The 22,876-nt window shown below is 67.5% G+C and carries 23 protein-coding genes and 2 riboswitches; of the genes, 8 read left to right on the plus strand and 15 right to left on the minus strand.

The window, feature by feature from the left end:
- Position 1: 1 nt before the first annotated feature.
- Positions 2-583 carry a DUF3106 domain-containing protein gene (locus RSA25_RS02300; protein ID WP_332807305.1) on the minus strand — a complete coding sequence of 194 codons (582 nt, stop codon included), beginning with the start codon at positions 581-583 and terminating at the stop codon, positions 2-4.
- Complete coding sequence (locus RSA25_RS02305) at positions 576-1,571, minus strand: hypothetical protein (RefSeq protein WP_332807306.1); 996 nt, start codon at positions 1,569-1,571, stop codon at positions 576-578. The genes RSA25_RS02300 and RSA25_RS02305 overlap by 8 nt, the downstream gene beginning before the upstream one ends.
- Before the next feature lie 495 nt (positions 1,572-2,066).
- On the opposite strand from RSA25_RS02305, the gene RSA25_RS02310 reads away from it, so the two are divergent.
- Positions 2,067-4,241 (plus strand): primosomal protein N', encoded by a 2,175-nt coding sequence (locus RSA25_RS02310; RefSeq protein ID WP_332807345.1) that lies wholly within the window; start codon positions 2,067-2,069, stop codon positions 4,239-4,241.
- 81 nt (positions 4,242-4,322) lie between these two features.
- Here RSA25_RS02310 and RSA25_RS02315 read toward each other — a convergent pair whose 3' ends face one another.
- Positions 4,323-4,943 (minus strand): glutathione S-transferase, encoded by a 621-nt coding sequence (locus RSA25_RS02315; protein WP_332807307.1) that lies wholly within the window; start codon positions 4,941-4,943, stop codon positions 4,323-4,325.
- 99 nt (positions 4,944-5,042) lie between these two features.
- On the opposite strand from RSA25_RS02315, the gene RSA25_RS02320 reads away from it, so the two are divergent.
- A complete protein-coding gene (locus tag RSA25_RS02320; RefSeq protein ID WP_332807308.1) occupies positions 5,043-5,231 on the plus strand; it encodes a hypothetical protein in 189 nt (62 codons plus the stop codon).
- Positions 5,232-5,244: 13 nt separating this feature from the next.
- On the opposite strand, the gene RSA25_RS02325 is transcribed toward RSA25_RS02320, so the two are convergent.
- Positions 5,245-6,006 (minus strand): NYN domain-containing protein, encoded by a 762-nt coding sequence (locus RSA25_RS02325; protein ID WP_332807309.1) that lies wholly within the window; start codon positions 6,004-6,006, stop codon positions 5,245-5,247.
- A 161-nt stretch (positions 6,007-6,167) separates the two neighbouring features.
- Here RSA25_RS02325 and RSA25_RS02330 point away from each other — a divergent pair, with 161 nt between their 5' ends.
- A complete protein-coding gene (locus RSA25_RS02330; protein WP_332807310.1) occupies positions 6,168-7,448 on the plus strand; it encodes an NAD(P)/FAD-dependent oxidoreductase in 1,281 nt (426 codons plus the stop codon).
- Positions 7,449-7,491: 43 nt separating this feature from the next.
- Here RSA25_RS02330 and RSA25_RS02335 read toward each other — a convergent pair whose 3' ends face one another.
- The 4 genes from RSA25_RS02335 to RSA25_RS02350 all read right to left on the minus strand — a co-directional run bounded on the left by RSA25_RS02335 (position 7,492) and on the right by RSA25_RS02350 (position 9,250).
- Positions 7,492-7,944, minus strand: coding sequence for a hypothetical protein (locus RSA25_RS02335; protein ID WP_332807311.1), 453 nt, complete (start codon positions 7,942-7,944; stop codon positions 7,492-7,494).
- Between the two features lie 3 nt (positions 7,945-7,947).
- A complete protein-coding gene (locus RSA25_RS02340) occupies positions 7,948-8,400 on the minus strand; it encodes a nuclear transport factor 2 family protein (RefSeq protein ID WP_332807312.1) in 453 nt (150 codons plus the stop codon).
- A gap of 28 nt (positions 8,401-8,428) precedes the next feature.
- Positions 8,429-8,905: a hypothetical protein gene (locus tag RSA25_RS02345; protein WP_332807313.1), complete on the minus strand. Its 477-nt coding sequence runs from the start codon at positions 8,903-8,905 to the stop codon at positions 8,429-8,431.
- A gap of 72 nt (positions 8,906-8,977) precedes the next feature.
- Positions 8,978-9,250, minus strand: coding sequence for a GIY-YIG nuclease family protein (locus tag RSA25_RS02350; protein WP_332807314.1), 273 nt, complete (start codon positions 9,248-9,250; stop codon positions 8,978-8,980).
- 44 nt (positions 9,251-9,294) lie between these two features.
- Positions 9,295-9,383, plus strand: a riboswitch (glycine riboswitch).
- Between the two features lie 14 nt (positions 9,384-9,397).
- A riboswitch (glycine riboswitch) is annotated at positions 9,398-9,489 on the plus strand.
- Between the two features lie 90 nt (positions 9,490-9,579).
- Here RSA25_RS02350 and RSA25_RS02355 point away from each other — a divergent pair.
- From RSA25_RS02355 to RSA25_RS02370, 4 genes are all read left to right on the plus strand, one after another.
- A complete protein-coding gene (locus RSA25_RS02355; protein WP_332807315.1) occupies positions 9,580-10,197 on the plus strand; it encodes a trimeric intracellular cation channel family protein in 618 nt (205 codons plus the stop codon).
- 255 nt (positions 10,198-10,452) lie between these two features.
- Positions 10,453-11,640: an MdtA/MuxA family multidrug efflux RND transporter periplasmic adaptor subunit gene (locus RSA25_RS02360; protein WP_332807316.1), complete on the plus strand. Its 1,188-nt coding sequence runs from the start codon at positions 10,453-10,455 to the stop codon at positions 11,638-11,640.
- Positions 11,637-14,744 carry an MdtB/MuxB family multidrug efflux RND transporter permease subunit gene (locus tag RSA25_RS02365; protein WP_332807317.1) on the plus strand — a complete coding sequence of 1,036 codons (3,108 nt, stop codon included), beginning with the start codon at positions 11,637-11,639 and terminating at the stop codon, positions 14,742-14,744. The genes RSA25_RS02360 and RSA25_RS02365 overlap by 4 nt, the downstream gene beginning before the upstream one ends.
- Positions 14,741-17,806, plus strand: a complete 3,066-nt coding sequence (locus RSA25_RS02370) for an efflux RND transporter permease subunit (protein ID WP_332807318.1) — start codon at positions 14,741-14,743, stop codon at positions 17,804-17,806. Before RSA25_RS02365 ends, RSA25_RS02370 begins: the two co-directional genes overlap by 4 nt.
- A gap of 46 nt (positions 17,807-17,852) precedes the next feature.
- Here the strand turns inward: RSA25_RS02370 and RSA25_RS02375 are convergent, their stop codons facing one another.
- Both RSA25_RS02375 and RSA25_RS02380 read right to left on the minus strand, forming a co-directional pair.
- A complete protein-coding gene (locus RSA25_RS02375) occupies positions 17,853-18,380 on the minus strand; it encodes a hypothetical protein (RefSeq protein ID WP_332807319.1) in 528 nt (175 codons plus the stop codon).
- 110 nt (positions 18,381-18,490) lie between these two features.
- Positions 18,491-18,955, minus strand: a complete 465-nt coding sequence (locus RSA25_RS02380; RefSeq protein ID WP_332807320.1) for a hypothetical protein — start codon at positions 18,953-18,955, stop codon at positions 18,491-18,493.
- Positions 18,956-19,144: 189 nt separating this feature from the next.
- Here RSA25_RS02380 and RSA25_RS02385 point away from each other — a divergent pair, with 189 nt between their 5' ends.
- The gene (locus RSA25_RS02385) at positions 19,145-19,648 is read left to right on the plus strand and encodes an efflux RND transporter permease subunit (protein ID WP_332807321.1); all 504 of its coding nucleotides are present in this window, start codon (positions 19,145-19,147) and stop codon (positions 19,646-19,648) included.
- A gap of 158 nt (positions 19,649-19,806) precedes the next feature.
- Here the strand turns inward: RSA25_RS02385 and RSA25_RS02390 are convergent, their stop codons facing one another.
- The 5 genes from RSA25_RS02390 to RSA25_RS02410 all read right to left on the minus strand — a co-directional run bounded on the left by RSA25_RS02390 (position 19,807) and on the right by RSA25_RS02410 (position 22,862).
- Positions 19,807-19,977, minus strand: coding sequence for a hypothetical protein (locus RSA25_RS02390; protein WP_332807322.1), 171 nt, complete (start codon positions 19,975-19,977; stop codon positions 19,807-19,809).
- Positions 19,978-20,078: 101 nt separating this feature from the next.
- Positions 20,079-20,558 carry a hypothetical protein gene (locus RSA25_RS02395; protein WP_332807323.1) on the minus strand — a complete coding sequence of 160 codons (480 nt, stop codon included), beginning with the start codon at positions 20,556-20,558 and terminating at the stop codon, positions 20,079-20,081.
- A gap of 33 nt (positions 20,559-20,591) precedes the next feature.
- Positions 20,592-21,080, minus strand: a complete 489-nt coding sequence (locus tag RSA25_RS02400) for a hypothetical protein (protein WP_332807324.1) — start codon at positions 21,078-21,080, stop codon at positions 20,592-20,594.
- A gap of 533 nt (positions 21,081-21,613) precedes the next feature.
- Entirely contained in the window at positions 21,614-22,201 is a 588-nt protein-coding gene (locus RSA25_RS02405) for a hypothetical protein (RefSeq protein WP_332807325.1), read from the minus strand.
- Positions 22,202-22,343: 142 nt separating this feature from the next.
- On the minus strand, positions 22,344-22,862 hold the full coding sequence (locus RSA25_RS02410) for a hypothetical protein (protein WP_332807326.1): 519 nt from the start codon (positions 22,860-22,862) through the stop codon (positions 22,344-22,346).
- Between the last annotated feature and the right edge of the window lie 14 nt (positions 22,863-22,876).

Consider the following 22,876-nt stretch of genomic DNA (forward strand, 5'->3'; position numbering starts at 1 on the left):
GTCAATGCCCCACGTGCTGCTTCAACCACGCATCGCGGGCGCTCGGGGCCAGGGCGAGGAACTGGCTGCGGACCTGGTCGCGTTCCTGCGGGGGCGTGCGCTGGGCGACCAGGCTCAACTGGGCCAACTGGTCCACGCTGAGCTGGCGCAGGATCGCCAACGCCGGTTCGCGCTGTTCGGCGGGCACGTAGCCGAACAGGCCCTGCAGTTTGGGAAACAGCTGGCCCAGTTGCGGGCCGAGCAGCCAACCGTCGCGGAAGCGCTGGTCCTGCTCGGCGAACCGTGCGCGCAGCGTCTGCTGCTGCGCCGGCGGCAGGCTGGCAATGCGCCGGGCGGCGTCGCGCAGGCGGGCGCGCTCCGGTTCGGGCAGTGCCTGCCAGGCGGCATAGCGGCGGCGCAGTTCAGCCAGCTGCGCCGGGTCCAGCGCGACGGCCGTGGCCGGAATGGCCGGGGTGGAAGCCGGGACCGGCGTGCCGGCGGCGGCGGGCGGAGGCAACGCCAGCGGCTGGGGCGCGGCCGAGGCCGTTGCCATCAGCGCCGAGGCGGACAGGAACAGGGCCAGGCACGGGGTCGTCTTACTCATCGGTGCTGGTCTCCAGGCCGGCGGTGGCCGGTTCCGGGCGGCTGGGCTGGGGCTGGGATTCATCCACCGGCACCGGCCCGCCGGCGGCGAACCAGGCGTACAGGTCGGCGTCGCGGGCCAGCGCCAGGTCCGGGTCGGCCAACATGGCCGCGTCGGCGGCGGCGTGCGGCGGGTCGGCCGGCGCGGTCACCGGCAGGTCCTCGGCCGGCAGCGCCTCCACCTGGACCGGGCCGGTGTCCACCAGCGCCCCGGCCGGCGCGGTGGGCACGGCCGCGCCGCCCTCACGCGCGTGTTTCCACCAGGCGGCACCGCCGAGCAGCACGCCCACGGTGACACCCACGATCAGCAGGCCCTTCCACGGCACGCGGCGACCCGCGCCGCGACGCGGACGCGGGCGCGTGGCGTCGGCCTTGTGGGGGGTGCGCCAGGAGGCGGTATCGGCCGGCGCGGTGGGCGTGGCGACCGGTTGCTGGAGGCGCTGCAGGCGTGACAGCGGCAACTCGCGCAGGCGCTGCTGGACCTGCTCGGCCAGCGCCCGCCAGGCGCCGGCGTCCGGGTGGCCCTGGGCATCACGCGGACAGGCCTCGGCCAGCGCCTGCTGGTAGTCGGCCACGGGCAGGTCGAGGATCTGCGCGGCGGCCGCTTCATCCAGCCCGCCGCCGATGCGCAGCAGCAGCGCCAGCCGGACCGGCGGCGACAACGCGGGCAGGTGGGCCAGCGCCGGCGGCCAGTGGCCGCCGGCGGCCGGTTGCCGGATGGGGGTGCGGTGGGCCAGCAGGATCCAGAACCGGTCCGGCCACTGGGCCATCGGCACGTCGCTGGCGATCCCGGCAAAGGCACGCATCACCGAGACCAGCGCCTGCTCGGCCACGGCCGGGTCGCCGCACTGCAGCTCGGCCACCACCAGGGCGCGGCGCTCCACGCCACGCAGAAAAGCCGACAGCGCGCCGGCTGCGGTAGAAGAAACGGGGGCCGTCGCAGCCGTCATAGCAACTCCATCAAGTGCCGAAATGATAGCGATTGCGCCATCGATAGGGCGTGCCGATGTAGGTCACGTGTGAAGACCGGCGGGGTGGACGCCGGCCATGGCGGGCGCAGGTTGTGCACAGCATCAAGGAAAACATGGGTAGACAGTCATGTGAGGAGACCGGTGTGCATGTTTCAGCTTTGTTTCACAGCCATGTTGTTGTTTTTATTGACTATTGTTGTGTGGCTATTTTTTGACCAAGTTGAGGGAGACGTCGGAACTCCCTGACGCGCCGCCCAGAGAAAGCGAGTGGCACACAGACTTATCCACAGAAGATGTGGATAAGCCTGAATCTCTCGACGGGACAGATATTTAGCCGCTATTTAGGTTCGTCGCGTTACGTGCGGCCACCGACGGCCCCCCGCTGCCGGGGCGCGGACGGGCCGCTACACTGCTGCGATGCCCAGTTCCGATCCGGCCCCTTCCCTGTCCCTGGACGGTGGCCCCGCCCCTTTGCTGAATGCGCCAACCCTGCAGGTCGCGCTGCCGGTCCCCCTGCCCCAGTGGTTCGATTACGCGCCGCCGCCGGGCGAGCCGCCGCATGCCGGCATGATCGGGCGCCGGGTGCGGGTGCCGTTCGGCGCGCGCGAGCTGGTGGGGGTGGTGGCGGGGATCGGGACGGTCGCCGACGGCGGCACCCTGCGCGCCGCGCTGGACTGGATCGATGCCACCCCGCTGCTCGGCGGCGAACTGTGGAGCTCGCTGCAGTGGCTGGCGCGCTACACCCATGCCCCGCTTGGCGAAGTGGTGAGCACCGCCCTGCCCGCGCCGTTGCGGCGCGGCGAGGCGCTGCCCGACACCCACCGCTGGGGCTGGCAGCTGACGGCCGACGGCCACGACCAGCGCACCCGCCTGCGCGCCGGCACCCGCCCGCTGCGCCTGGCCACCCTGCTGGCCGAAGGCGTGCTGGACGAGGACGTGCTGGACACGCAGATGGACGCCTGGCGCAGCGCCGCCCGCGCACTGGCCAAGCGAGGCCTGGTGGAGCGGATCGCGCTGGCCCACCAGGCGCCGGTGGCGCGCGCCAGCGCCGGGCCGCCGCCGCATCCGGAACAGGCCGCGGCGATCGCCGCGATCACCGCGGCCCGCGGCTTTGGCGCCTACCTGCTGGACGGGGTGACCGGCAGCGGCAAGACCGAGGTGTACCTGCAGGCGATCGTGGACTGCCTGGCGCGCGGCCGCCAGGCGCTGGTGCTGGTGCCGGAGATCGGCCTGACCCCGCAGACGCTGTCGCGTTTCCGCAGCCGCCTGGGCATCCCCGTGCACGTGCTGCATTCGGGCCTGAACGACAACGAGCGCGCACGGGTGTGGGCGGCAGCCGCGCGCGGCGAGGCGCAGGTGGTGGTGGGCACGCGTTCGGCGGTGTTCACCCCGTTGCCCAACGCCGGCCTGATCGTGGTCGATGAAGAACACGATGGCAGCTACAAACAGCAGGATGGGATCCGCTACCACGCGCGCGACCTTGCGCTGGTCCGCGCCAAGGCGCTGGACGTGCCGGTGGTGCTGGGCAGCGCCACGCCGTCGCTGGAATCGCTGCACAACGCGCGCGCCGGCCGCTACAGCCACCTGCGCCTCAAGGTGCGCGCCGGTGATGCACGCCCGCCGCGGGTGCGCGTGCTGGACGTGCGCAAGCGGCCGCTGCGCGACGGGCTGTCGCCGGAGGTGCTGGAGGGCATCGCCACGCACCTGGCGGCCGGCCACCAGGTGCTGGTGTTCAAGAACCGGCGCGGCTACGCCCCGGTGCTGCTGTGCCACGACTGCGGCTGGACCGCGCCGTGCCAGCGCTGCGATGCGCCGATGACCGTGCATGCCGGCGGGCGGCGCCTGCAATGCCACCACTGCGGCGCGCGCCAAGCCGCGCCGCTGGCCTGCCCGGATTGCGCCAGCCTGGCCTTGCAGCCGCAGGGGATCGGCACCGAGCGGCTGGAGGAACACCTGGTCCAGGCCTTCGCCGACTACCCGGTGATCCGCATCGACCGTGGCACCACGCTGCGCCGCGATGCGCTGGAGACCCAGCTGGCCCAGCTCGGCGACCAGGCCGGGATCCTGGTGGGCACGCAGATCCTGGCCAAGGGCCACGACCTGCCCAAGCTGACGCTGGTGGTGGTGGTGGGCATCGATGAAGGCCTGTTCTCGGCCGATTTCCGCGCCAGCGAGAAGCTGGCCCAGCAGCTGATCCAGGTGGCCGGGCGGGCCGGCCGCGCCCGCGATCCCGGCGAGGTCTGGCTGCAGACCCACCACCCCGGGCATCCGTTGCTGGAGACCTTGGTCAACGGCGGCTACCACGCCTTCGCCGAGGCCGAACTGGAGCAGCGCGACGCGGCCGGGTTCCCGCCGTTCGCGCACCTGGCGCTGCTGCGCGCCGAGGCGCAGCAGGTGGAGCATGCCAACGCCATGCTCAGCGCGGTGCGTGGCCTGGTACCCGGGGATGCGCCGGTGGAGCGCTACGGGCCGATGCCCGCGCCGATGCCGCGGCGGGCCGGCTACCAGCGCACCCAGCTGCTGCTGTCGGCGCCCTCACGCCGCCCGCTGCACGCGGTGCTGGACCTGATCACCCCGCAGATCCATGGCCTGCCGCAGGCGCGCAAGGTGCGCTGGTCGCTGGATGTGGATCCCACCGACCTGTATTGAGGCCGGTGTCGCGGTGTGCGGACCACCGTTCCGCATCTACCGGACACTGCGTAGGTGTCGACCGTTGATCGGCACGCGGCCTCAGGTCAGCTCGGTCATCGCCCCGCGCTGGTACGCCGGGCGCTGCTTGAGCCGCGCATACCACGCTGCCAGGTGCGGCAGGTCGGGGCGCTGGATGGGCATCTCGAACCACGCATAGGCGAACGCGCCCAGCGGGATGTCGCCCATGGCGAACGCCTCGCCGGACAGCCATGGCTGCCGCGACAGCGCCTCGTCGGCCATCGCCAGCAGCTCGCCCGAGCGCACCAGCGCAGCGGCGATGCGGGCTTCGTCGCGGTCGGCCGGGGCGGTGCGCAGCGTGCCCCAGAACAGGTCGCGGAAGGCCGGCGAGAACGTGGCCGTGGTCCAGTCCATCCACTTCTCCGACCGCGCCCGCGCCACCACGTCCTCGGGGTACAGCCGGCCCAGCGCATAGCGTGCGGCCAGGTAGCGCACGATCGTGTTGGACTCCCACAACGGCAGGCCGTGGTCTTCGATCACCGGCACCAGCCCGTTGGGATTCATCGCCCGGTACTCTGCCGACTGGGTGCCACCGAATGCGCCGCCGACCTGGATCGACTCGTACGGCAGGCCGATTTCCTCGGCACACCACAGCACCTTGCGCACGTTGCTCGAATTATGGCGACCCCAGATCTTCAGCATGGTTGGTGTCCTGTCGTAAATGGGCGTGGCAGGTGGCCGCGCGGTGCAGCTACGATACGCCCACCGACGGCGGGACCGTCACCTCACGGATGAAATGGAATGTTCGCGCAGATCCTCGAAATCAGTTTGTTGTGCGTCGGCCTGGTGCTTCTGGTGGTGGGCTATCGCCGCAACCACCGCAACCTGATGCTGGTCGCCGCCCTGGTCCTGATGTCGTTCGGCACGCTGCAGGACGTTGGCCGCGGGTTCGTCGATGGCTACCGGGGCGCGGAGACGCGGACGCTGTAAGCGCGGTGCCGGCTCACTTGGCCGGCTTGGCCGCGCTCTTCTTCGGCAACGCGCGCACGTAGGTGGACTTGCCGTCCTTCTTCATCTCGAACAGGCCGGTGGCCGCCAGCAGTTCGCTGAGCTTGCCGTAGCCATAGTTGCGCGAATCGAACGAGGCCTGGTTGCCGATCTGGCTGCCCACCGGGCCCAGGTGCGACCAGCCGTCCTCGGCTTCGGCCGAGGTCACCGCGCGGCGCAGCATCTGCACCAGGCGGGTATCGCTGCGCAGTTCCGGGCCGCTCTTGCGCGGGCGCGTTTCCTCGCTGTCCTGCTCCACTTCCGGGTCGGTGGCGTGGCCCTGGCCCAGCGCTTCCAGGTAGGTGAACTTGGAACAGGCGTTGACGAACGGCTCGGGGGTTTTCTTCTCGCCAAAGCCATACACCTTCACCCCGTCGGTGAGCAGCCGCATCACCAGCGGGGTGAAATCGGCATCGCTGGACACGATCGCAAACCCGTCCAGGTTGCGCGCGTAAAGCATGTCCATCGCATCGATGACCATGGCCATGTCCGAGGCGTTCTTGCCACGGCTGTAGGCGAACTGCTGGATGGGCCGGATCGCGTATTCGTGCAGCACCGACTCCCAGCCTTTCAGCCGCGGGCTCTTCCAGTTGCCGTAGGCACGGCGCACGTTGGCCACCCCGTAACGCGCCACCTCGGCCAGCACCACGTCGATTTTGGACGAAGGCGCGTTGTCGGCATCGATCAACAGGGCGATGCGCTTTTCCGGTTCGGTCATGTTCGTCTCCACGGCGAAAGAACACGGCCGGCGGCAACGGCGACGGCCCCTGAACCCAGTATCTGTCATCCACGTGAACATCCGGCTTCACGTGCGAGGATGGTGGCCTCGATCATGAACCCCGGGGCCGGATGGCCGGCCCCTGCCAAGGAGCCTCCCACATGACCCGCGATACTCGGCCCCACCTGGTGATCATCGGTGGCGGTTTCGCCGGCCTCTGGGCCACCCGTGCACTGGCCAGCGCGCGCCTGCGCATCACCCTGGTAGACCGCCGCAACCATCACCTGTTCCAGCCGCTGCTGTACCAGGTGGCCACCGCGGGATTGTCCGCACCGGATATCGCCGCGCCGCTGCGCCACATCCTGGGCGACCAGCGCAACGTGGAAGTGCGGCTGGGCGAGGTCACCTCGATCGACAAGCAGGCGCGCCAGATCACCCTGGCCGACGGCCGCCCGCTCGGCTATGACCTGTTGATGCTGTGCACCGGTGCCACGCACGCTTATTTCGGCCACGACGAGTGGGCCGCCGATGCGCCGGGGCTGAAAACGCTGGACGATGCCATCGCGCTGCGCCGCAAGCTGCTGCTGGCCTTCGAGCGCGCCGAGGCCGAGCCGGACCCGGCGCGCAAGGCGGCCTGGCTGAGTTTTGCGGTGGTCGGCGGCGGCCCCACCGGGGTGGAACTGGCCGGCACCCTGGCCGAGATCGCCCGGCACACGCTGCGCAATGAGTTCCGCCACATCGACCCGGCCAGCGCCAAGGTGCGCCTGGTCGAAGCCGGCCCGCGCGTGCTGTCCACCTTCCCGGAAGTGCTTTCGCTGAAGGCCCGCCGCCAGCTGGAGAAGCTGGGCGTGGAGGTGCTCACCGGTACCCCCGTCAGCGACATCAATGGCGAGGGCTTCCAGCTGGGCGCCCAGTTCGTGCCCGCACGCACCGTGGTGTGGGCCGCCGGCGTGGCCGCCTCGCCGCTGGCACGCACGCTGGACGTGCCGCTGGATCGCGCCGGGCGCGTGCCGGTGCGGCCGGACCTGACCATCGAGGGCCACCCGGAGATCTTCGTCGCCGGCGACCTGGCCGCCCTGCGCCAGGCCGACGGCAAGCCGGTGCCGGGCGTGGCCCCGGCCGCCAAGCAGATGGGCAAGCACGTGGCCGCGATCATCCGCGCGCGCCTGGACGACAAACCGGCGCCGGGCCCGTTCGCCTACCAGGACTTCGGCAACCTGGCCACGATCGGGCGCATGGCCGCGATCGTGCACCTGGGCAGGCTGCAGCTGTCCGGCGTGCTGGCCTGGTGGTTCTGGCTGGCCGCGCACGTGTTCTTCCTGATCGGTTTCCGCAACCGCATCGTGGTGCTGCTCAACTGGGCGGTGGCCTACTGGAGCTACCAGCGCAGCGCGCGGATCATTTTCGGTGACGACCAGGACGATCGCCGGCCGGGGCGGTGACGCCCGGCCCTGCGGGCATGACGCGGCCGCCCGCCCGGCAGCGCTAACGCTTCATCGGCCCGCCAGGCACGCGCCGTTTTTGCCAGCTCCGGCAGGCGTCCTCCTTGCTGGCCGTATCGGCGATCTGTGCCGCACTCCAATGCCGGGTGATCCAGATCGCCAGCGCCGTCGTGCTCAAGTGCCGCCGCACCGTGGCGTGCTGCGGCTGCCGGTCCAGATGCTGGCGGGCGACCCAGAACGCCTCCACCTCGACCTCGTCCTGCTTCTTCGGCGGACCGGCATCGAAGAAGCGCATCGTGAATCCCCAGGGATTCATCGGCTGCCGCCCCGTGCGCGGTTGATCGCTGCAGGCGGCGTGTCCACTGGGCACGCGATCGGCCGGCGTCGGCCAGCCTTCCACCCAGGCCAGCCCGAGCAGGTAGAGCAGGCCCGGCAACAGCGCGATGCCGACGACCAGCACGATGACCGACACCCACGCCCAACCGGCGGCACGCATCGTTCAATCCGCCTTCGGCTTGGGGTACCACAGCGCGTTGACGATCACCCAGCGCTCGCCAAACCGGCCCATGTGGAAGTAGTCGACGAACCAGGGTGTTTCCAGCCGCACCGAGGCCGCATTGCCGGTCACGTCGAGCAGGGTGCAGCGGCGATTCCACTGGTCCCTGGGGGTCTTCAGCGCGCCCCGCCGGGTGAGGTCGACCAGTTCCTCGCGCGACATCCGGCGCAGGCCGAGGCGCTCGTCCGGGGTGTCGCCGAGTACGGCGCGCTTGGCCAGGTCCGGGTGCAGCGACCGCGCCACGCGGGCCGGGTCGCCTTCCAGTTGGCCGTCCACATAATCCAGGCAGGTGGCCTCGATCGCCGCGCGCGTGGCGGCGTTGACCGTGGGCAGTACGGCGGCGGGCTCGGGCGCGGTGGCGCCGGCCAGGGCGAGCAGCAGGGCAAGCGGGGTCATGGCGGGGTGTCCTACGGCGAAAGGGTGCTTACTCCAACGCGAACAGATCCAGTTCGGTCAGGCCCAACTGCATGTACATGAAGGCGGCGGCCTCATCGCTCATCACCTGGCCGGGCGGCCAGCTGTCCAGCCAGGCGGTGATCGCCGCGTTGTGCGGGTTGACCGCGTCGGCCATGGCCTGCTTGTCCGCCTGGCTTTCCGCCTCCTGCATCTCCTCGCGGATGGCGTCATCGCAGATGCCCCAATACGCGGCCAGCGGCACCAGCGCGCGCAGCGCGACGGGCACCTTGGCCGGGTCCAGCGGGATGCGGGCGTGGGCGACGGCGTCGTCGGTGAGCCGGGCGCGGAACGCCGCGGCGGTGGCGATCTCGCCATGGCGCAGTGCCGGCGAGTAAGGGCCCGGCGCGGCGGGGGCGTCGTCGGCCTGTCCAGGCGCACGCGGCGGCGGCGGCGAGGTAGTGCGGGCGCGAAGCCAGGCAAGCAGTCGTCGATACAGAGCGGCCATCCAGGGTCCCTCCTGCGGATGCCGCCGATTGTGGCCCATGCCACCGCCGCCAGCCAGTACCGGCGCCTGCGCTCAGGGCAACGCGTCGGTGGCCTGCAGCCAGGCCAGCTTGCGCGCCCGGGGCTGGCGCTTGAGCTGCCATTCGGCCTTCGAGGCGGCCGCGCGATCGGGATAGGCGCGCATGGCCAGCAGTTTCAACGGCGGGTTGGCGCGCGTGTAGCGGGCGCCCTTGCCGGCCAGGTGCGCCTGGAAACGCGCCGCCACGTCGTTGCTGATGCCGGCGTAATAGCTGCCGTTGCGGCATTCCAGCAGGTACACGTACCAGGGGGCGGGTTCAGCGGGCATACCGGGATTATCCACCGGCGCGGGGCCGCTGGCTGCTAGAATCCGCCCCGGATGCAGGAGAGAGGCGCCGCGCTGGCGCCCGCCGAAGGCGCAGGCTCCCATAATCGCTCAGGCCGGTGGCAGCACACGCCACCAACCATGCATCCGATACGCCGATCTGGAGAGAGGTCTTCAATGACCCGCCGAAGGGGCACGTGGCCTTGGCCACCGAACTCTCAGGCAAAAGGACAGCGGGAGCGGCAACGGTAACCCCACCCACGACAGTGCCCGGCGCTGGCGTGCCCGGTGCGTGTTTCCGTCCCCGCCCGACGCGTCCGGATGCCCCTGCCATGCTGCTCTCCCTGATCTACCTCATCGCCATCTCCGCCGAAGCCATGACCGGTGCCCTGTCGGCCGGCCGGCGGCGCATGGACCTGTTCGGCGTGGTCATCATCGCCTGCGTCACCGCGCTGGGTGGCGGCTCGCTGCGCGACATCGTGCTGGGCCACTATCCGCTGGGCTGGGTGAAGCACCCCGAGTACCTGGGGTTCACCATCTGCGCGGCGTTGATCGCCACCTGGGTGGCGCGCTGGATGCACCACTTCCGCCGCACCTTCCTGGTGCTGGACGGGCTGGGCCTGATCGCCTTTACCCTGATCGGCTGTTCGATCGCGCGCGAGGCCGGCCATGCGATGCCCATCGTGCTGATCGCCGGCATGCTCACCGGTGCCTTCGGCGGCGTGCTGCGCGACATCCTCTGCAACGAGGTGCCGCTGATCTTCCAGAAGGAACTGTATGCGGTGATCACCCTGTTCACCGGCGCGGCCTACCTGGGCCTGCTGGAGCTGGGGGTGTCGCTCAACGCGGCCACGCTGTGGTGCCTGGGCGGTGGTTTCCTGCTGCGCCTGCTGGCGATCCACTTCAAATGGGAAATGCCCAAGTTCGTGTATCGCGACGAGGTGCATTGAGCCGGCACCTGTCGAACAACGGTAGAAAACATCAATCGCCAAGCGTCGCATCGAGCACGCGGGCATGACCAAGGTCATGTGAAAGCGATCACATCTGCACGCTACTATGTGCACCCCGTCCACGCAGGACGGCATCCAGCCACGCCGCGGCATGTTCCAGCGGCCCCGCCAGACAACCCCCACTTCACCACGCCTGCCCCCACCGGCCGGTGACCCATGGACGCGCCTGTCTGTCGCCGGCGCGCAGGATGCCCCATGACTGCTCCACTGCCCGCTTCGTCCTCGTCCCGCCGCCGGTTTGCGCGGCCGCTCCTGTGGCTCATCGTGGTGGCCGCCCTGGCCGTGCTGGCGTGGTGGCGGCTTGCGCCCGCCGCGCCGGCGCCGGCCGCGCCGCCCGCCAACGCCACCCCGGTGCGCGTGGCCACGGTGGTGCGCGAAGACCTGGTGGTGCGGCTGAAGGCGCTGGGCACGGTGACCCCGCTGCATACGGTGGGCCTGCGCAGCCGCGTGGATGGCGAACTGCTGCGGCTGGCGTTCCGCGAAGGCGCGCAGGTGCAGGCCGGCGACCTCATCGCCGAGATCGATCCGCGCCCCTACCAGGTGGCACTGGCGCGTGCGCTGGGCACCCAGCAGCAGAACCTGGCCGAGCTGGACAACGCCCAGACCCAGCTCAAGCGCTACAGCGAACTGCAGGCCAAGCATTTCGTTTCCGCCCAGGACCTGAGCGACCAGCAGAGCAAGGTGCGCCAGCTGCAGGGCCGGCGCCAGACCGACCAGGCCGCCGTCGATGAGGCACGCCTGCAGCTGCAGTACACCCGCATCACCGCGCCGGTGGCCGGGCGCATGGGCCTGCGCAACGTGGACGTGGGCAACCTGGTGCGCAGCAGCGACGCCGACCCGCTGGCCACCATCACCCAGACCGCGCCGATCAGCGTGCTGTTCACCGTGCCCGAGCCGGACCTGCCGGCGGTGGTGGCGGCGGTGCGTGCCAACCCGGCGCTGACCGTGGAAGCCTGGGACCGCGAGGAGCGCCAGGCGCTCGGCGACGGCGTGCTGTCCAGCCTGGACAACCGCATCGATACCGCCACCGGCACGCTCAAGCTGCGCGCGCAGTTCGCCAATGCCGACGAGGCGCTGTTCCCCAACCAGTTCGTCAACATCCGCCTGCAGGTGAGCAGCAGCGATGCGGTGGTGATCCCCAACGCCGCGGTGCAGTTCGGCAGCAAGGGCAGCTATGTGTACGTGGTGGCCGCCGACGCCACCTCGCAGCTGCGCAAGGTGGTGCTGGGCCCGGCCGACGGCGAGCGCGTGTCGGTGCGCGAAGGCCTCAAGGCCGGCGAGCGTGTGGTGGTGGAAGGGATCGACGGCCTGCGCGAAGGCGCCAAGGTGGAGGTGATCGACGCGCCCAAGGCCGCAACGGACACGCCACAGGCTGGCGCATGAACCTGTCGCGTCCCTTCATCGAGCGCCCGGTGGCCACCACGCTGCTGATGGTGGCGCTGCTGCTGTCGGGCATCCTGGCCTACCGGTTGCTGCCGGTCGCCGCCCTGCCGCAGGTGGACTACCCGATCATCCAGGTGACCACGCTGTATCCCGGCGCCAGCCCGGGGGTGACCACCAGCGCGGTGACCGCGCCACTGGAACGCCAGCTCGGGCAGATCCCCGGGCTCAAGCAGATGTCCTCCACCAGCTCCGGTGGCGCCTCGGTGATCACCCTGCAGTTCACCCTGGCGGTGGAACTGGGCGTGGCCGAACAGGAGGTGCAGGCGGCCATCAACGCCGCCGGCAGCTTCCTGCCCGACGACCTGCCGGTGCCGCCGGTGTACCGCAAGGTCAACCCGGCCGACACCCCCATCCTGACGCTGGCGGTGACCTCGCAGGGGTTGTCGCTGCCGCAGGTGTACGACCTGGTGGACACGCGCATGGCCCAGCGCCTGTCGCAGCTGCCCGGCGTGGGCCTGGTCAGCCTGGCCGGTGGCCAGCGCCCGGCCGTGCGCATCCAGGTGAATCCTTCGGCGCTGGCGGCCAACGGCCTGAGCATGGCCAGCATCCGCACCGCCATCGGCGCGGCCAACGTCAACCTGCCCAAGGGCAGTTTCGACGGCCCCACCCGCGCGATCATGCTCGATGCCAACGACCAGATGCGCTCGGTGGCCGAGTACCGCGCGCTGATCCTGGCCTACCGCGAGGGCGCGCCGCTGCGGCTCGGCGATGTGGCCACGGTGGAAGACGGCGCGGAGAACCGCCAGCTGGCCGCCTGGTCGGGCACCACGCCGGCGGTGCTGGTGAACATCCAGCGCCAGCCCGGCGCCAACGTGATCGCGGTGGTGGACCAGGTGCGCGCGCTGTTGCCGCAGTTGCAGGCGTCCCTGCCCAAGGGCGTGGACGTGGCAGTGCTGAGCGACCGCACCGAGTCCATCCGTGCCTCCATCCGCGGCGTGCAGCATGAGCTGGTGATCGCCATCGCGCTGGTGGTGATGGTGACGTTCGTGTTCCTGCGCAACATCCCGGCCACGATCATTCCGTCGATCGCGGTGCCGTTGTCGCTGGTGGGCACCTTCGGGGTGATGCTGCTGGCCGGCTTCTCGCTCAACAACCTCACCCTGATGGCGCTGACGATCGCCACCGGCTTCGTGGTGGACGATGCGATCGTGATGCTGGAGAACATCGCCCGCCACATCGAGCGCGGCGCCACGCCGATGCAGGCGGCACTGAAGGGCGCGCGCCAGATCGGCTTCACCCTGGTCTCGCTGACGCTGTCGCTGATCGCGGTGCTGATCCCGCTGCTGTTCATGGCCGACGTGGTGGGCAAGCTGTTCCATGAGTTCGCCATCACCCTGGCGGTGGCGATCGGCATCTCGCTGCTGGTCTCGCTGACCCTCACCCCGATGATGTGCGCGCGCCTGCTCAAGGCCGGCCATGCCACCCGCCGCGACGCCGATGGGCACGAGTCGGCGCAGCAGGGCGACCCGTTCGACCGCGTGGTGGCCCTGTACGACCGCCAGCTGCAGTGGGTGCTGCAGCGCCAGCCGCTGATGCTGGGCGCCACCGTGGCCACGCTGGTACTCACTGCCGCGCTCTACGTGTGGGTGCCCAAGGGCTTCTTCCCGGTGCAGGACGCCGGCCTGATCCAGGGCATCAGCGAGGCGCCGCAGTCGATCTCCTTCCAGGCCATGGCCACGCGCCAGCAGGCGCTGGCCGATGCGCTGCTGGCCGATGAAGACGTGGCCAGCCTGTCCTCGTTCATCGGCGTGGACGGCAACAACGCCACGCTCAACAACGGCCGGCTGCTGATCGAGCTCAAGCCGCATGCCCAGCGCAGCAGCGACGCCCAGGCGATCATCGCCCGCCTGCAGCAGCGCGTGGCGCGTGTGCCCGGCATCACCCTGTACCTGCAACCGGTGCAGGAGCTGGGCATCGAAGACCGCATTAGCCGCACCCAGTACCAGTTCACCCTGACCAGCCCGGACAGCGACGCGCTGGCGCGCTGGACGCCAACACTGCTGGCCCATCTGCAGCAGTCCGGTGCGCTGGCCGATGTTGCCAGCGACCTGCAGGACCAGGGCCTGCAGGCGCACGTGCTGATCGACCGGGTGGCCGCGGCGCGGCTGGGCATCAGCGTGGACGCGGTGGCCGATGCGTTGTACGACGCCTTCGGCCAGCGCCAGATCTCCACCATCTTCACCCAGGCCAACCAGTACCGCGTGGTGCTCGAAGCGCGCCCGGACGTGGCCTTCGGGCCGGAGGCGATCGCGCGGCTGCACGTGGCCGGTGCCGATGGCCGGCAGGTGCCGCTGAGCGGCATCGCGCGGATCGAGCAACGCCCCGCGCACCTGCTGATCAACCACGTGGGCCAGTTCCCGGCGGTGACATTCTCCTTCAACCTGGCCGCCGGTGCGTCGCTGGGCGAGGCGGTGGATGCCATCGAGGGCGCGCGCGCGGCGATCGGCCTGCCCAGCGGGGTGGAGCTGCGCCTGCAGGGCGCCGCCGATGCGTTCCGCGCGTCGTTGTCGAGCACGCTGTGGCTGGTGCTGGCCGCGGTGGTGGTGATGTACCTGGTGCTGGGCGTGCTGTATGAGAGCTTCATCCACCCCATCACCATCCTCTCCACCCTGCCTTCGGCCACGGTGGGCGCGTTGCTGGCGCTGCTGCTGAGTGGGCGCAGCCTGGACCTGATCGCGGTGATCGGCATCGTGCTGCTGATCGGGCTGGTGAAGAAGAACGCGATCATGATGATCGACTTCGCGCTGGAGGCCGAGCGCGAGTCCGGCATGGCCCCGCGCCAGGCGATCCACCAGGCCGCGCTGCTGCGCTTCCGCCCGATCCTGATGACCACCCTGGCCGCGCTGTTCGGCGCGATCCCGCTGATGTTCGCCAGCGGCTCCGGCGCCGAGCTGCGCCAGCCACTGGGGGTGGTGATGGTGGGCGGGCTGATCGTGAGCCAGGTGCTGACCCTGTTCACCACGCCGGTGATCTACCTGTTCTTCGACCGCTTCCGGCAGCGCCCCGCGGCGGCGGCCGACGACGTGGCCGAGGCCCAGGCGTGAGTCCGTTGTCGCGGGCGATCGGCTGGTTCGTGCAGCACCCGGTGGCCACCCTGCTGCTGTCGGTGGCGGTGGTGCTGGCCGGGCTGCTGGGGCTGCGGCTGCTGCCGGTGGCACCGCTGCCGCAGGTGGACTACCCGGCCATCAATGTCAGCGCCAGCCTGCCCGGGGCCAGCCCCGAGTCGATGGCGGCCAACGTGGCCACGCCGCTGGAGCGCGCGCTGGGCACCATCCCCGGGCTGAGCCGGATCGACTCGGCCAGCACCCAGGGCTCGGCGCAGATCGAGCTGAAGTTCGAACTCGGCCGCGACGTGGACAGCGCCGCGCGCGACGTGCAGGCCGCGCTCAACGCCGCGCGCGCGCAACTGCCCAGCGGCATGCCGGGCATGCCCCAGTACCACAAGGTCAATCCCTCGCAGGCGCCGATCCTGGCGCTGGCACTGAGCTCGGACAGCCTGTCGCCCGGGCAGGTGTTCGACGTGGCCTCCACCGTGATCGCGCAGAAGCTGGCGCAGATTCCCGGCGTGGGCGAAGTGCAGGTGGGCGGCAGCTCGCTGCCGGCGGTGCGGGTGTCGCTGGACCCCAACGCGCTCAACCAGTATCGCGTCGCGCTGGACGACGTGGCCGCCGCCATCCGCAATGCCAACGCGCTCAAGCCGCTGGGCAACGTGGCCAGCGACAGCCGGCAATGGCAGCTGGAGGCCAGCCTGCAGCTGCGCACGGCGGCCGAGTACCGCGCCCTGATCGTGGCCCTGCGCGACGGGCGCCCAGTGCACCTGCAGGACGTAGCCACGGTCAGCGAAGGCGTGGAGGACCGCTATGCCAGCGGCTTCCACAACGAGCGCCCGGCCGTGCTGCTGATCGTGAGCCGGCAGCCGGATGCCAACATCATCCAGACCGTGGATGCGATCAACGCGCAGATGGCGAACCTGCAGGCGCTGCTGCCGGCCAGCGTGGACATGCAGGTGGTGATGGACCGCTCGCCGGTGATCCGCGCCACCCTGCACGAGGCCGAGCTGACCCTGCTGCTGGCCATCGCCCTGGTGGTGCTGGTGGTGCTGGCCTTCCTCGGCCACTGGCGCGCCGCGCTGGTGCCCACCGTGGCCATCCCGGTGTCGCTGCTGGGCGCGCTGGCGGTGATCGCCCTGCTCGGCTTCTCGCTCAACACGCTGTCGCTGATGGCGCTGATCGTGGCCGCGGTGCTGGTGGTGGACGATGCCATCGTGGTGCTGGAGAACATCGCCCGCCACCGCGAGAACGGCGCCTCGCCGATGGAGGCCGCCCTGCGCGGTGCCGGTGAGGTGGGCGCCACGCTGTTGTCGATGAACATCGCGCTGGCCGTGGTGTTCGTCTCGATCCTGTTCCTGGACGACTTCGTGGAGAAGTTGTTCCGCGAGTTTTCGCTCACGCTGGTGGCGGCGATGGGCGTGTCGTTGCTGGTCTCGCTGAGCCTCACCCCGATGCTGTGCGCGCGGCTGCTCGGGCGGCAGCGCCCGGGCACGGGCAACGCGCTGCAGCGCGGCGGGACCGCGCTGTTCGAGCGGCTGCGTGGCGGCTACGTGGCCAGCCTGCAGAAGATGCTGCGCTGGCTGGCGGTGCCGCTGCTGCTGTTTGCTGCGGTGATCGGGCTGAACGTGTGGCTGTTCCAGCAGGTGCCCAAGGGCATCGTGCCCAAGCAGGACACCGCGCAGCTGCGCGGCTTCGCGCGCGGCGATGACGGGCTCTCGTTCCAGGTGATGCAGCCCAAGATCGATGCCTACCGCCAGCTGCTGCTGGCCGACCCGGCAATCAGCGACATCATCGGCTACATCGGCGGGCGCAGCGGGGTCAACAACGCCTTCATCATGATCAAGATGAAGCCGCTGGCCGAGCGCAAGGTCTCCAGCCAGCAGGTGATCGACCGCCTGCGCGTGAACATGCCGAAGATCCCGGGCGGTGGCATGTTCCTGTGGGTGGACCAGGACATCAAGCTGGAGGGCGGCGGCGACAGCGGCCAGTACGAGTTCCAGCTCCTGTCCGGCGAGCTGGAGCCGCTGCGGCAATGGGCGCCCAAGGTGGCCGACGCACTGCGCGCCCTGCCCGAGCTGGTGGACGTGGAATCCAAGGGCGACGAGGGCATGCGCCAGGTGGTGCTGGACATCGACCGCGACGCCGCCGCCCGGCTGGGCGTGGACATGCGCATGATCGCCTCGGTGCTCAACAACGCCTTCAGCCAGCGCCAGGTAGCCACCCTGTACGACACGCTCAACCAGTACCGCGTGGTGATGGAGCTGGACCCGCGCTACACCCAGGACCCGTCCACGCTGGAGCAGATCCATGTGATCGGCAAGGACGGCCAGCGCCTGCCGCTGTCTTCGATCGCCAGCTGGTCCTACGGCATGGCGCCGGACCGGATCTACCACAGCCAGCAGTTCGCCTCGGTGTGGATCGAGTTCGCGCTCGCACCGGGGGTGACCCTGGACCAGGCGGTGAAAGCCGTGGACCGGGCAATGGCCGGGATCATGCTGCCTACCCATGTGCAGGCCAGGCTGAGTGGCGAGGCCGGCGGCTTCGAAAAACTGCGCGAGCGGCAGCTGTGGCTGATCGTGGGCGCGATGCTGGCCGTGTACCTGGTGCTGGGCGTGCTGTATGAGAGCTTCGTGCAGCCGCTGGCGATCCTGTCCACCCTGCCCTCGGCCGGCGTGGGTGCGCTGCTGGCGCTGATGGCGTTCGGCAACGAGTTGAACCTGATTTCGCTGTTGGGGTTGTTCCTGCTGGTGGGCGTGGTGATGAAGAACACCATTCTGATGATCGACTTTGCCCTGTCTGCCGAACGCGAGCGCGGGCTGTCCTCGTATGACGCCATCTGCGAAGCAGCGCGGCTACGCTTCCGGCCGATCCTGATGACCAGCGTGGCCGCGTTGCTGGGCACGTTGCCGCTGATGCTGGCAACCGGTGAAGGCTGGGAGATGCGCCAGCCGCTGGGGATCGCGATCGTGGGTGGGTTGCTGGTGAGCCAGTGGCTGACGTTGTATACGACGCCGGCGATCTATCTGGCGTTGGCGCGGTTGAGGCGCACCGCGTGATCAGCGGGCAGGCGACCCACTGTGGGTAGAGCCATTCCGCACCCCATCAAACGCTCATGAGGGCATCCAACCAAGGCAACCTCCATTCCTCGCGGTAGCTCTTCTTCAACAGGCATGAGACAGGCACATCCGCCCCTTCGCCTGGGAAATCGCGCGTACGAAAGGCGGTCAGTCGATAGTCGTCGTAAGGCAGGTCAAGGCCCTCCGCGATGTATCCCATCGCCGTGCTTCCGTCCGCCAGCGTTTTCTCGTATCGCTTGAATCGACTTGAATCCACTTCAACCCCCGTGGATACCGAGGATAGGGTCAGCCCCTGCAAGGTCGGATGCTGGGCTCCAGATTCGGACGCCGGCACCCGCAGTACGCGCAGGTAGTAAGGGCTTCCTCTCACAGAAGGAGCCGCTCCGCTGAACGTCCCCATCATATCCACGCGCAGCCAAGTGTCGTCACTGCCGCATCGGGCGGGCTCGAAGTCGAAGTAGGTGTAGTTCCTGAAGACAGCCCCGGTCAACGTGACGACAATCGCGAGGCATACCGCAACTGCCGACATCGCGACACCTGCGTTGATCTTCATGGCGCCTCCTCCCTCCTGGTTGTTGAACGGCACACGGTGCATCCACGCCTTGCACAGCATGGGTGCTGGTGATGAGCGTCATCTCAGCCGAACCGACGGTGCACAGAATCTTATCGGGGATTCCCGTCTGGACCGATCCTTCCTACCGGGATGCCGACATCGCCCCAACCCTCTCGCTTCGTAACCCTGACGTCGGGATCAAAGATACTTACCTCATCGAAGCCCCCAATTGCAGGTCCCTCCTTTCCAACGACATCCGCGTACATCACGCCAGAAACCGAGGTATAGACGTAAAGGCTCTTCTCTACCTCATCCATCTTCTTGATAGTTGAAAGGTTGATTAAAATTCTATCAAAGTAATCACCGGCCCGATAACTGGCCTCATTGCGATAAAGGTAAACATTACCATCGGACACTGCGATGTACCCATAGGTAAACAGATATCTTCCGATATATCTTTCAGGGTTCGCAGCGATCCTGGAAAATGACGTCTGGCATCTCTCAGAGAACCTCCAAGGACACTCGCCAGGAATCGCGATCCTGAGCGACATAAGGATACAGAAGAGAAATACCATCAACACCATGACAATGAGCAAAACCGCTCTAGCTTTCAAAGAACCTCCTCGACACCTTCACCCGGCGAATTTGTAAACAGAGGCTGCCACGAAAACAGACGCGTCGTGATGCGCGCTACCACCCAAGGAAGTGCCACGTCTCGCTTCCAGCGCCTCGTTCGTGGCAAGGAACGTTGATTGACAGGCCTGATGATCGACTTCGCGCTGTCGGCCGAACGCGAGCGCGGGCTGTCCTCGTATGACGCCATCTGCGAGGCGGCGCGGCTGCGGTCCCGGCCGATCCTGATGACCAGCGTGGCGGCATTACTGGGCACGTTGCCGTTGATGCTGACCACCGGCGAAGGATGGGAGATGCGGCAGCCGTTGGGGATCGCGATCGTGGGCGGGTTCCTGGTGAGCCAAGGGCTGACGTTGTATACGACGCCGGCGATCTATCTGGTGTTGGCGCGGTTGCGGCGGGGTAGCAATGGCCGGATGTCCATAGGGCGTCAGATGAAACCGAATGAAAGGGAGCATTCGAGGTTCGCCAGATCCGAGAGCACGGCGATAGGCAGAAAGCCGCCCTCCTGCTCATCGGACCCTTTGACCGGCCAAGTGATATCCAGCTCAAGACATTCGGGCGTGACCACCTCTCGCACGGATTTCAGGCGCTGCAAGCCACCCGCGTGGGCTAGCAGTATTGGAACTGCTTGATCCAGCCTGCAGTCTGGTTCCAGTTCAATGGAGAACCTCGCGAAGGATCGCTTCAGCAACGCGGAAACTCCCGCTCTCACGTGGGACCCCGCTCGCCTGTCTCACTGGCTTTCACACTGAGCATCTCCTCTATCACATGAGGCGAGACCTCAAATCCCCTAAAGGTGAGTGAGGCGATCTTTGATTTCATGCTCTTGTTCATAACGACTCCTTTTCTCCGCCCGGAACGCCATCCCAGAGCCAATTCCCACCACTTTTGTCGCGATAGATACCAACGCCGCCCTCACCTCGACCTTTCTTTGCATCATGCGCATCATCATATCCAGCATCCTGAGCAACCTTATTTCCATCCCGTTGCTTGACCTTCGTTAGATCTTCCTCATTCGGCTGAACATCGTTATGGACACCGCAAGATGGACCGCCCGAAAACTCACACGCAGGCGCACTGATCTCGGATGGCCAGACGAGCGCCAACGGCCAGGCGCTCCGAGCGCTTAACCATCCCAAACACCGCGCTGCTGCTCATGTGGCCGAAGGCATCCCGCCTGGCATTGGGCGCGCTGCAATTGCCGTAACAGTCGAGAGCGTTACTGGCTCTGACGTCCGCGGGGTCCTGACTCCCCCACGCCTGTTGCAGCATCAAGGACAACCGGGAGGCGCCATCTGCTGCAATCCGCTGACGGGTCTCGTCGACGTCCGGCCCCACACCGCCCCCATTCTGCAGCCACTCCTGCACAAGCCCCTGCCAGGCCCCGGCACAAACGGCGTTGTGAGCCGCGATCTCGCTTGAAATATCGCGGCGGGACGAAGAGGTACCGACCGTTGAACAGCTCGCGGTGGTGGACAGAACAATCGCCGGACACAGCGACGTCAGCCGACAGCCGTCAGGAACACTCGCGTCCTTATTCATTTCATCCCTTGGGCGACCATGATGCACGGACCCTCACCTGGGATTTCCGTCTGGACCGATCCTTTCAACCGGAATGCCGACGACATCCCAACCCTCCCTGGATTCAGGCTTTCCGATGGGCAGGGATACCACCGCGTGTTCGAAACGACCTGCTGCGGGCCCTTCCTTGCCAACGAAGCCTTCATGCATCACCCCGGAGATATCGTTGTAGGTATAGAGATGATGTTCCAACTCAGCGATCTTCCCCAGCGTCGAAAGGTCGATCAGGATGCGATCAAACGGCTCGCCCCGCATGTAAGCAGCCTCACTTTGATAGAGATAGACGTTTCCCGCAGATACCGCCACGTATCCGAACGTGTAGAGGTGGCGGCCGTCATACCTTTCCGGATTGGACGCTATTCGCAAAAAGGAGGTCGCACACCACTGCGAAGAGCGCCAGGGGCATTCATTGGGCCTCATGACCCGAACCGAATTGACAAGGGATGCGACTGACATCAATCCAATCACAAGCAACAGAGCCATCGTCTTTTTATTCACAGGGCTTCCCGAACTGACTCACCTGAAGGCCTCCCAAGAGCACATGCGCAGCCATGGCGCCCAGTGTGCCAAGCGCTCCTTCCCTCTGGACGCTACGTGCCACGCTGATCGCAGCTCAAGGGGGGCAGTGCGCGCGGAGCATCAACAGACACTCACGTCGACAGCATCGCCCGTCTCCAACAGAATGCCAACGGTGCATTGATACTCACCTCGCTTTACGTCATGGGAGCACACCAGCCCTCCCGATGACTTGGTCACCAGGTCGGCCGAACACGCATTTCTTCTGGACGCCGCTGGCATGCTCATGAAAATACGCCTGGCGGTGTCCGAGTCGAATGAAAGGGCAACCCTGTCCTTCTTTTCACCGGGCGCGGGATCAACAATGTTCTGCGACACAATCGCGTAACTGCCCGAGATCCTTTCGTACTCCTGGGAAGATGCACCCCCAGTTGCCGAAACAATCAGAGCAACGACTAGAATTTTCGCGCATCTCGTTTTCTTCATCGCTCACCCCTTGATCAGAACCTGTCCTGTGCACGCCTTCCCAGCAGCAGGGCTATCAGCGGACCCAGCACGGTGCGGATGCAATCCGCGACGAGCGCGCGCCCCTGCTGACTCAGTTCCCTTGCCACCGCCGAGTAGCCGAAGAAACCGCTGAACCTGCCACTCACTGCCGCGCGCAGATAGAACTTCTTCGCCTCCTCCAGATCCCTGTGTGGCTTCACGCGATGGTAGTGGGCAAATCCGAGAGCAACTGCCGGGGTCAGCCGGAGCTTCGCCGCTTCCTGCAGGAACCTGAGCGCATCCTGGTACCCGTCGCCGTCACTCCGCTTCATGCTCGACCGCGCCAGGCAACAGAAGGTCACGGGATCTGGCGCTATCAACGCCGCCTGACGATAGTTGTGGATGGCTCTCTCCATATCTGGCCGATGCCCTTCGCCACCGTCCTCGTAAGTGAACCCCAGGCAAAGATATCCGGACAGCCGATCCCCCTCGTCGTCCGATGAAACAAGCGCATTTCCGATCTGCAACGCTTCCTGGGCGCGTCCATCGTCCAGAAGACGCATCGCGTGGAGAAAACGCACTTCGCGACTGGAACTCACCATGACAGGCCTCATCAGATCCTTTTGCGGTGATCGAACTGCTCCAACGTGACCTGCTCCTCTGCCACCCCATCCACCGGGTTGAGCAACGCCTGCATGACCTTCAGCGCCAATCGACTCGGATCGTTCTGACCGAAGCTGACAGCTACTTCCGCGCATTGGCTGGTGATATGAGCAACTGGGACATCGCCCAGCTAGCGGTTTGCAAACGGTCGTCTGCGATACCCAGCCTTTGCTGGATTGCAGTCATTGCACCCGCAGCGAAGGCGCCTGGCGTATCGATCAAAGCGCCTTGCACCCAGAACTGGTAAGCACAACGCTCGGGCACTACCTTTCTGGAAAGAAGCACTTCAGAGAAAGCGCTTGACCGGTCTCCCTCCGTTCCCGCTGCGTCCTGACTCTTCCAAACCTCGCGGATGAGCGACGCGAACAGGGTGGCCCGGTCATCTACTACTCTGTCCCGGGTAGCGGCCATATCATCACTGATGCTGCCGCCGTGCGCTACCCATTCATCAACGATGGGCTCCCACGCAGCACTGCATACACTGTTTTCCTCAAAATAGGAATCAAGTATTTGGTGATAACCCTCCGGATCACTCCTCGACTTTGCCAAGGAGCATCCGGCGACCAGTGACAAGATGATAAATGCTGAAATCAATTTCATAGTTCGTCACCTGA

It is taken from the genome of Stenotrophomonas sp. (assembly GCF_036662295.1).
Lineage (GTDB): Bacteria > Pseudomonadota > Gammaproteobacteria > Xanthomonadales > Xanthomonadaceae > Stenotrophomonas.

Excerpts from the sequence above, each read along its gene's own strand:
- RSA25_RS02325 (WP_332807309.1), bottom strand. The coding sequence starts at position 6,006 with ATGACCGAACCGGAAAAGCGCATCGCCCTGTTGATCGATGCCGACAAC.
- RSA25_RS02400 (WP_332807324.1), bottom strand. The coding sequence starts at position 21,080 with ATGGCTCTGTTGCTTGTGATTGGATTGATGTCAGTCGCATCCCTTGTC.
- RSA25_RS02355 (WP_332807315.1), top strand. The coding sequence starts at position 9,580 with ATGCTGCTCTCCCTGATCTACCTCATCGCCATCTCCGCCGAAGCCATG.
- RSA25_RS02305 (WP_332807306.1), bottom strand. The coding sequence starts at position 1,571 with ATGACGGCTGCGACGGCCCCCGTTTCTTCTACCGCAGCCGGCGCGCTG.
- RSA25_RS02300 (WP_332807305.1), bottom strand. The coding sequence starts at position 583 with ATGAGTAAGACGACCCCGTGCCTGGCCCTGTTCCTGTCCGCCTCGGCG.
- RSA25_RS02375 (WP_332807319.1), bottom strand. The coding sequence starts at position 18,380 with ATGAAGATCAACGCAGGTGTCGCGATGTCGGCAGTTGCGGTATGCCTC.
- RSA25_RS02350 (WP_332807314.1), bottom strand. The coding sequence starts at position 9,250 with ATGCCCGCTGAACCCGCCCCCTGGTACGTGTACCTGCTGGAATGCCGC.
- RSA25_RS02360 (WP_332807316.1), top strand. The coding sequence starts at position 10,453 with ATGACTGCTCCACTGCCCGCTTCGTCCTCGTCCCGCCGCCGGTTTGCG.
- RSA25_RS02320 (WP_332807308.1), top strand. The coding sequence starts at position 5,043 with ATGTTCGCGCAGATCCTCGAAATCAGTTTGTTGTGCGTCGGCCTGGTG.
- RSA25_RS02385 (WP_332807321.1), top strand. The coding sequence starts at position 19,145 with ATGATCGACTTCGCGCTGTCGGCCGAACGCGAGCGCGGGCTGTCCTCG.
- RSA25_RS02380 (WP_332807320.1), bottom strand. The coding sequence starts at position 18,955 with ATGGTATTTCTCTTCTGTATCCTTATGTCGCTCAGGATCGCGATTCCT.
- RSA25_RS02410 (WP_332807326.1), bottom strand. The coding sequence starts at position 22,862 with ATGAAATTGATTTCAGCATTTATCATCTTGTCACTGGTCGCCGGATGC.
- RSA25_RS02405 (WP_332807325.1), bottom strand. The coding sequence starts at position 22,201 with ATGGTGAGTTCCAGTCGCGAAGTGCGTTTTCTCCACGCGATGCGTCTT.
- RSA25_RS02365 (WP_332807317.1), top strand. The coding sequence starts at position 11,637 with ATGAACCTGTCGCGTCCCTTCATCGAGCGCCCGGTGGCCACCACGCTG.
- RSA25_RS02330 (WP_332807310.1), top strand. The coding sequence starts at position 6,168 with ATGACCCGCGATACTCGGCCCCACCTGGTGATCATCGGTGGCGGTTTC.
- RSA25_RS02340 (WP_332807312.1), bottom strand. The coding sequence starts at position 8,400 with ATGACCCCGCTTGCCCTGCTGCTCGCCCTGGCCGGCGCCACCGCGCCC.
- RSA25_RS02345 (WP_332807313.1), bottom strand. The coding sequence starts at position 8,905 with ATGGCCGCTCTGTATCGACGACTGCTTGCCTGGCTTCGCGCCCGCACT.
- RSA25_RS02395 (WP_332807323.1), bottom strand. The coding sequence starts at position 20,558 with ATGAATAAGGACGCGAGTGTTCCTGACGGCTGTCGGCTGACGTCGCTG.
- RSA25_RS02390 (WP_332807322.1), bottom strand. The coding sequence starts at position 19,977 with ATGCTGGATATGATGATGCGCATGATGCAAAGAAAGGTCGAGGTGAGG.
- RSA25_RS02315 (WP_332807307.1), bottom strand. The coding sequence starts at position 4,943 with ATGCTGAAGATCTGGGGTCGCCATAATTCGAGCAACGTGCGCAAGGTG.
- RSA25_RS02335 (WP_332807311.1), bottom strand. The coding sequence starts at position 7,944 with ATGCGTGCCGCCGGTTGGGCGTGGGTGTCGGTCATCGTGCTGGTCGTC.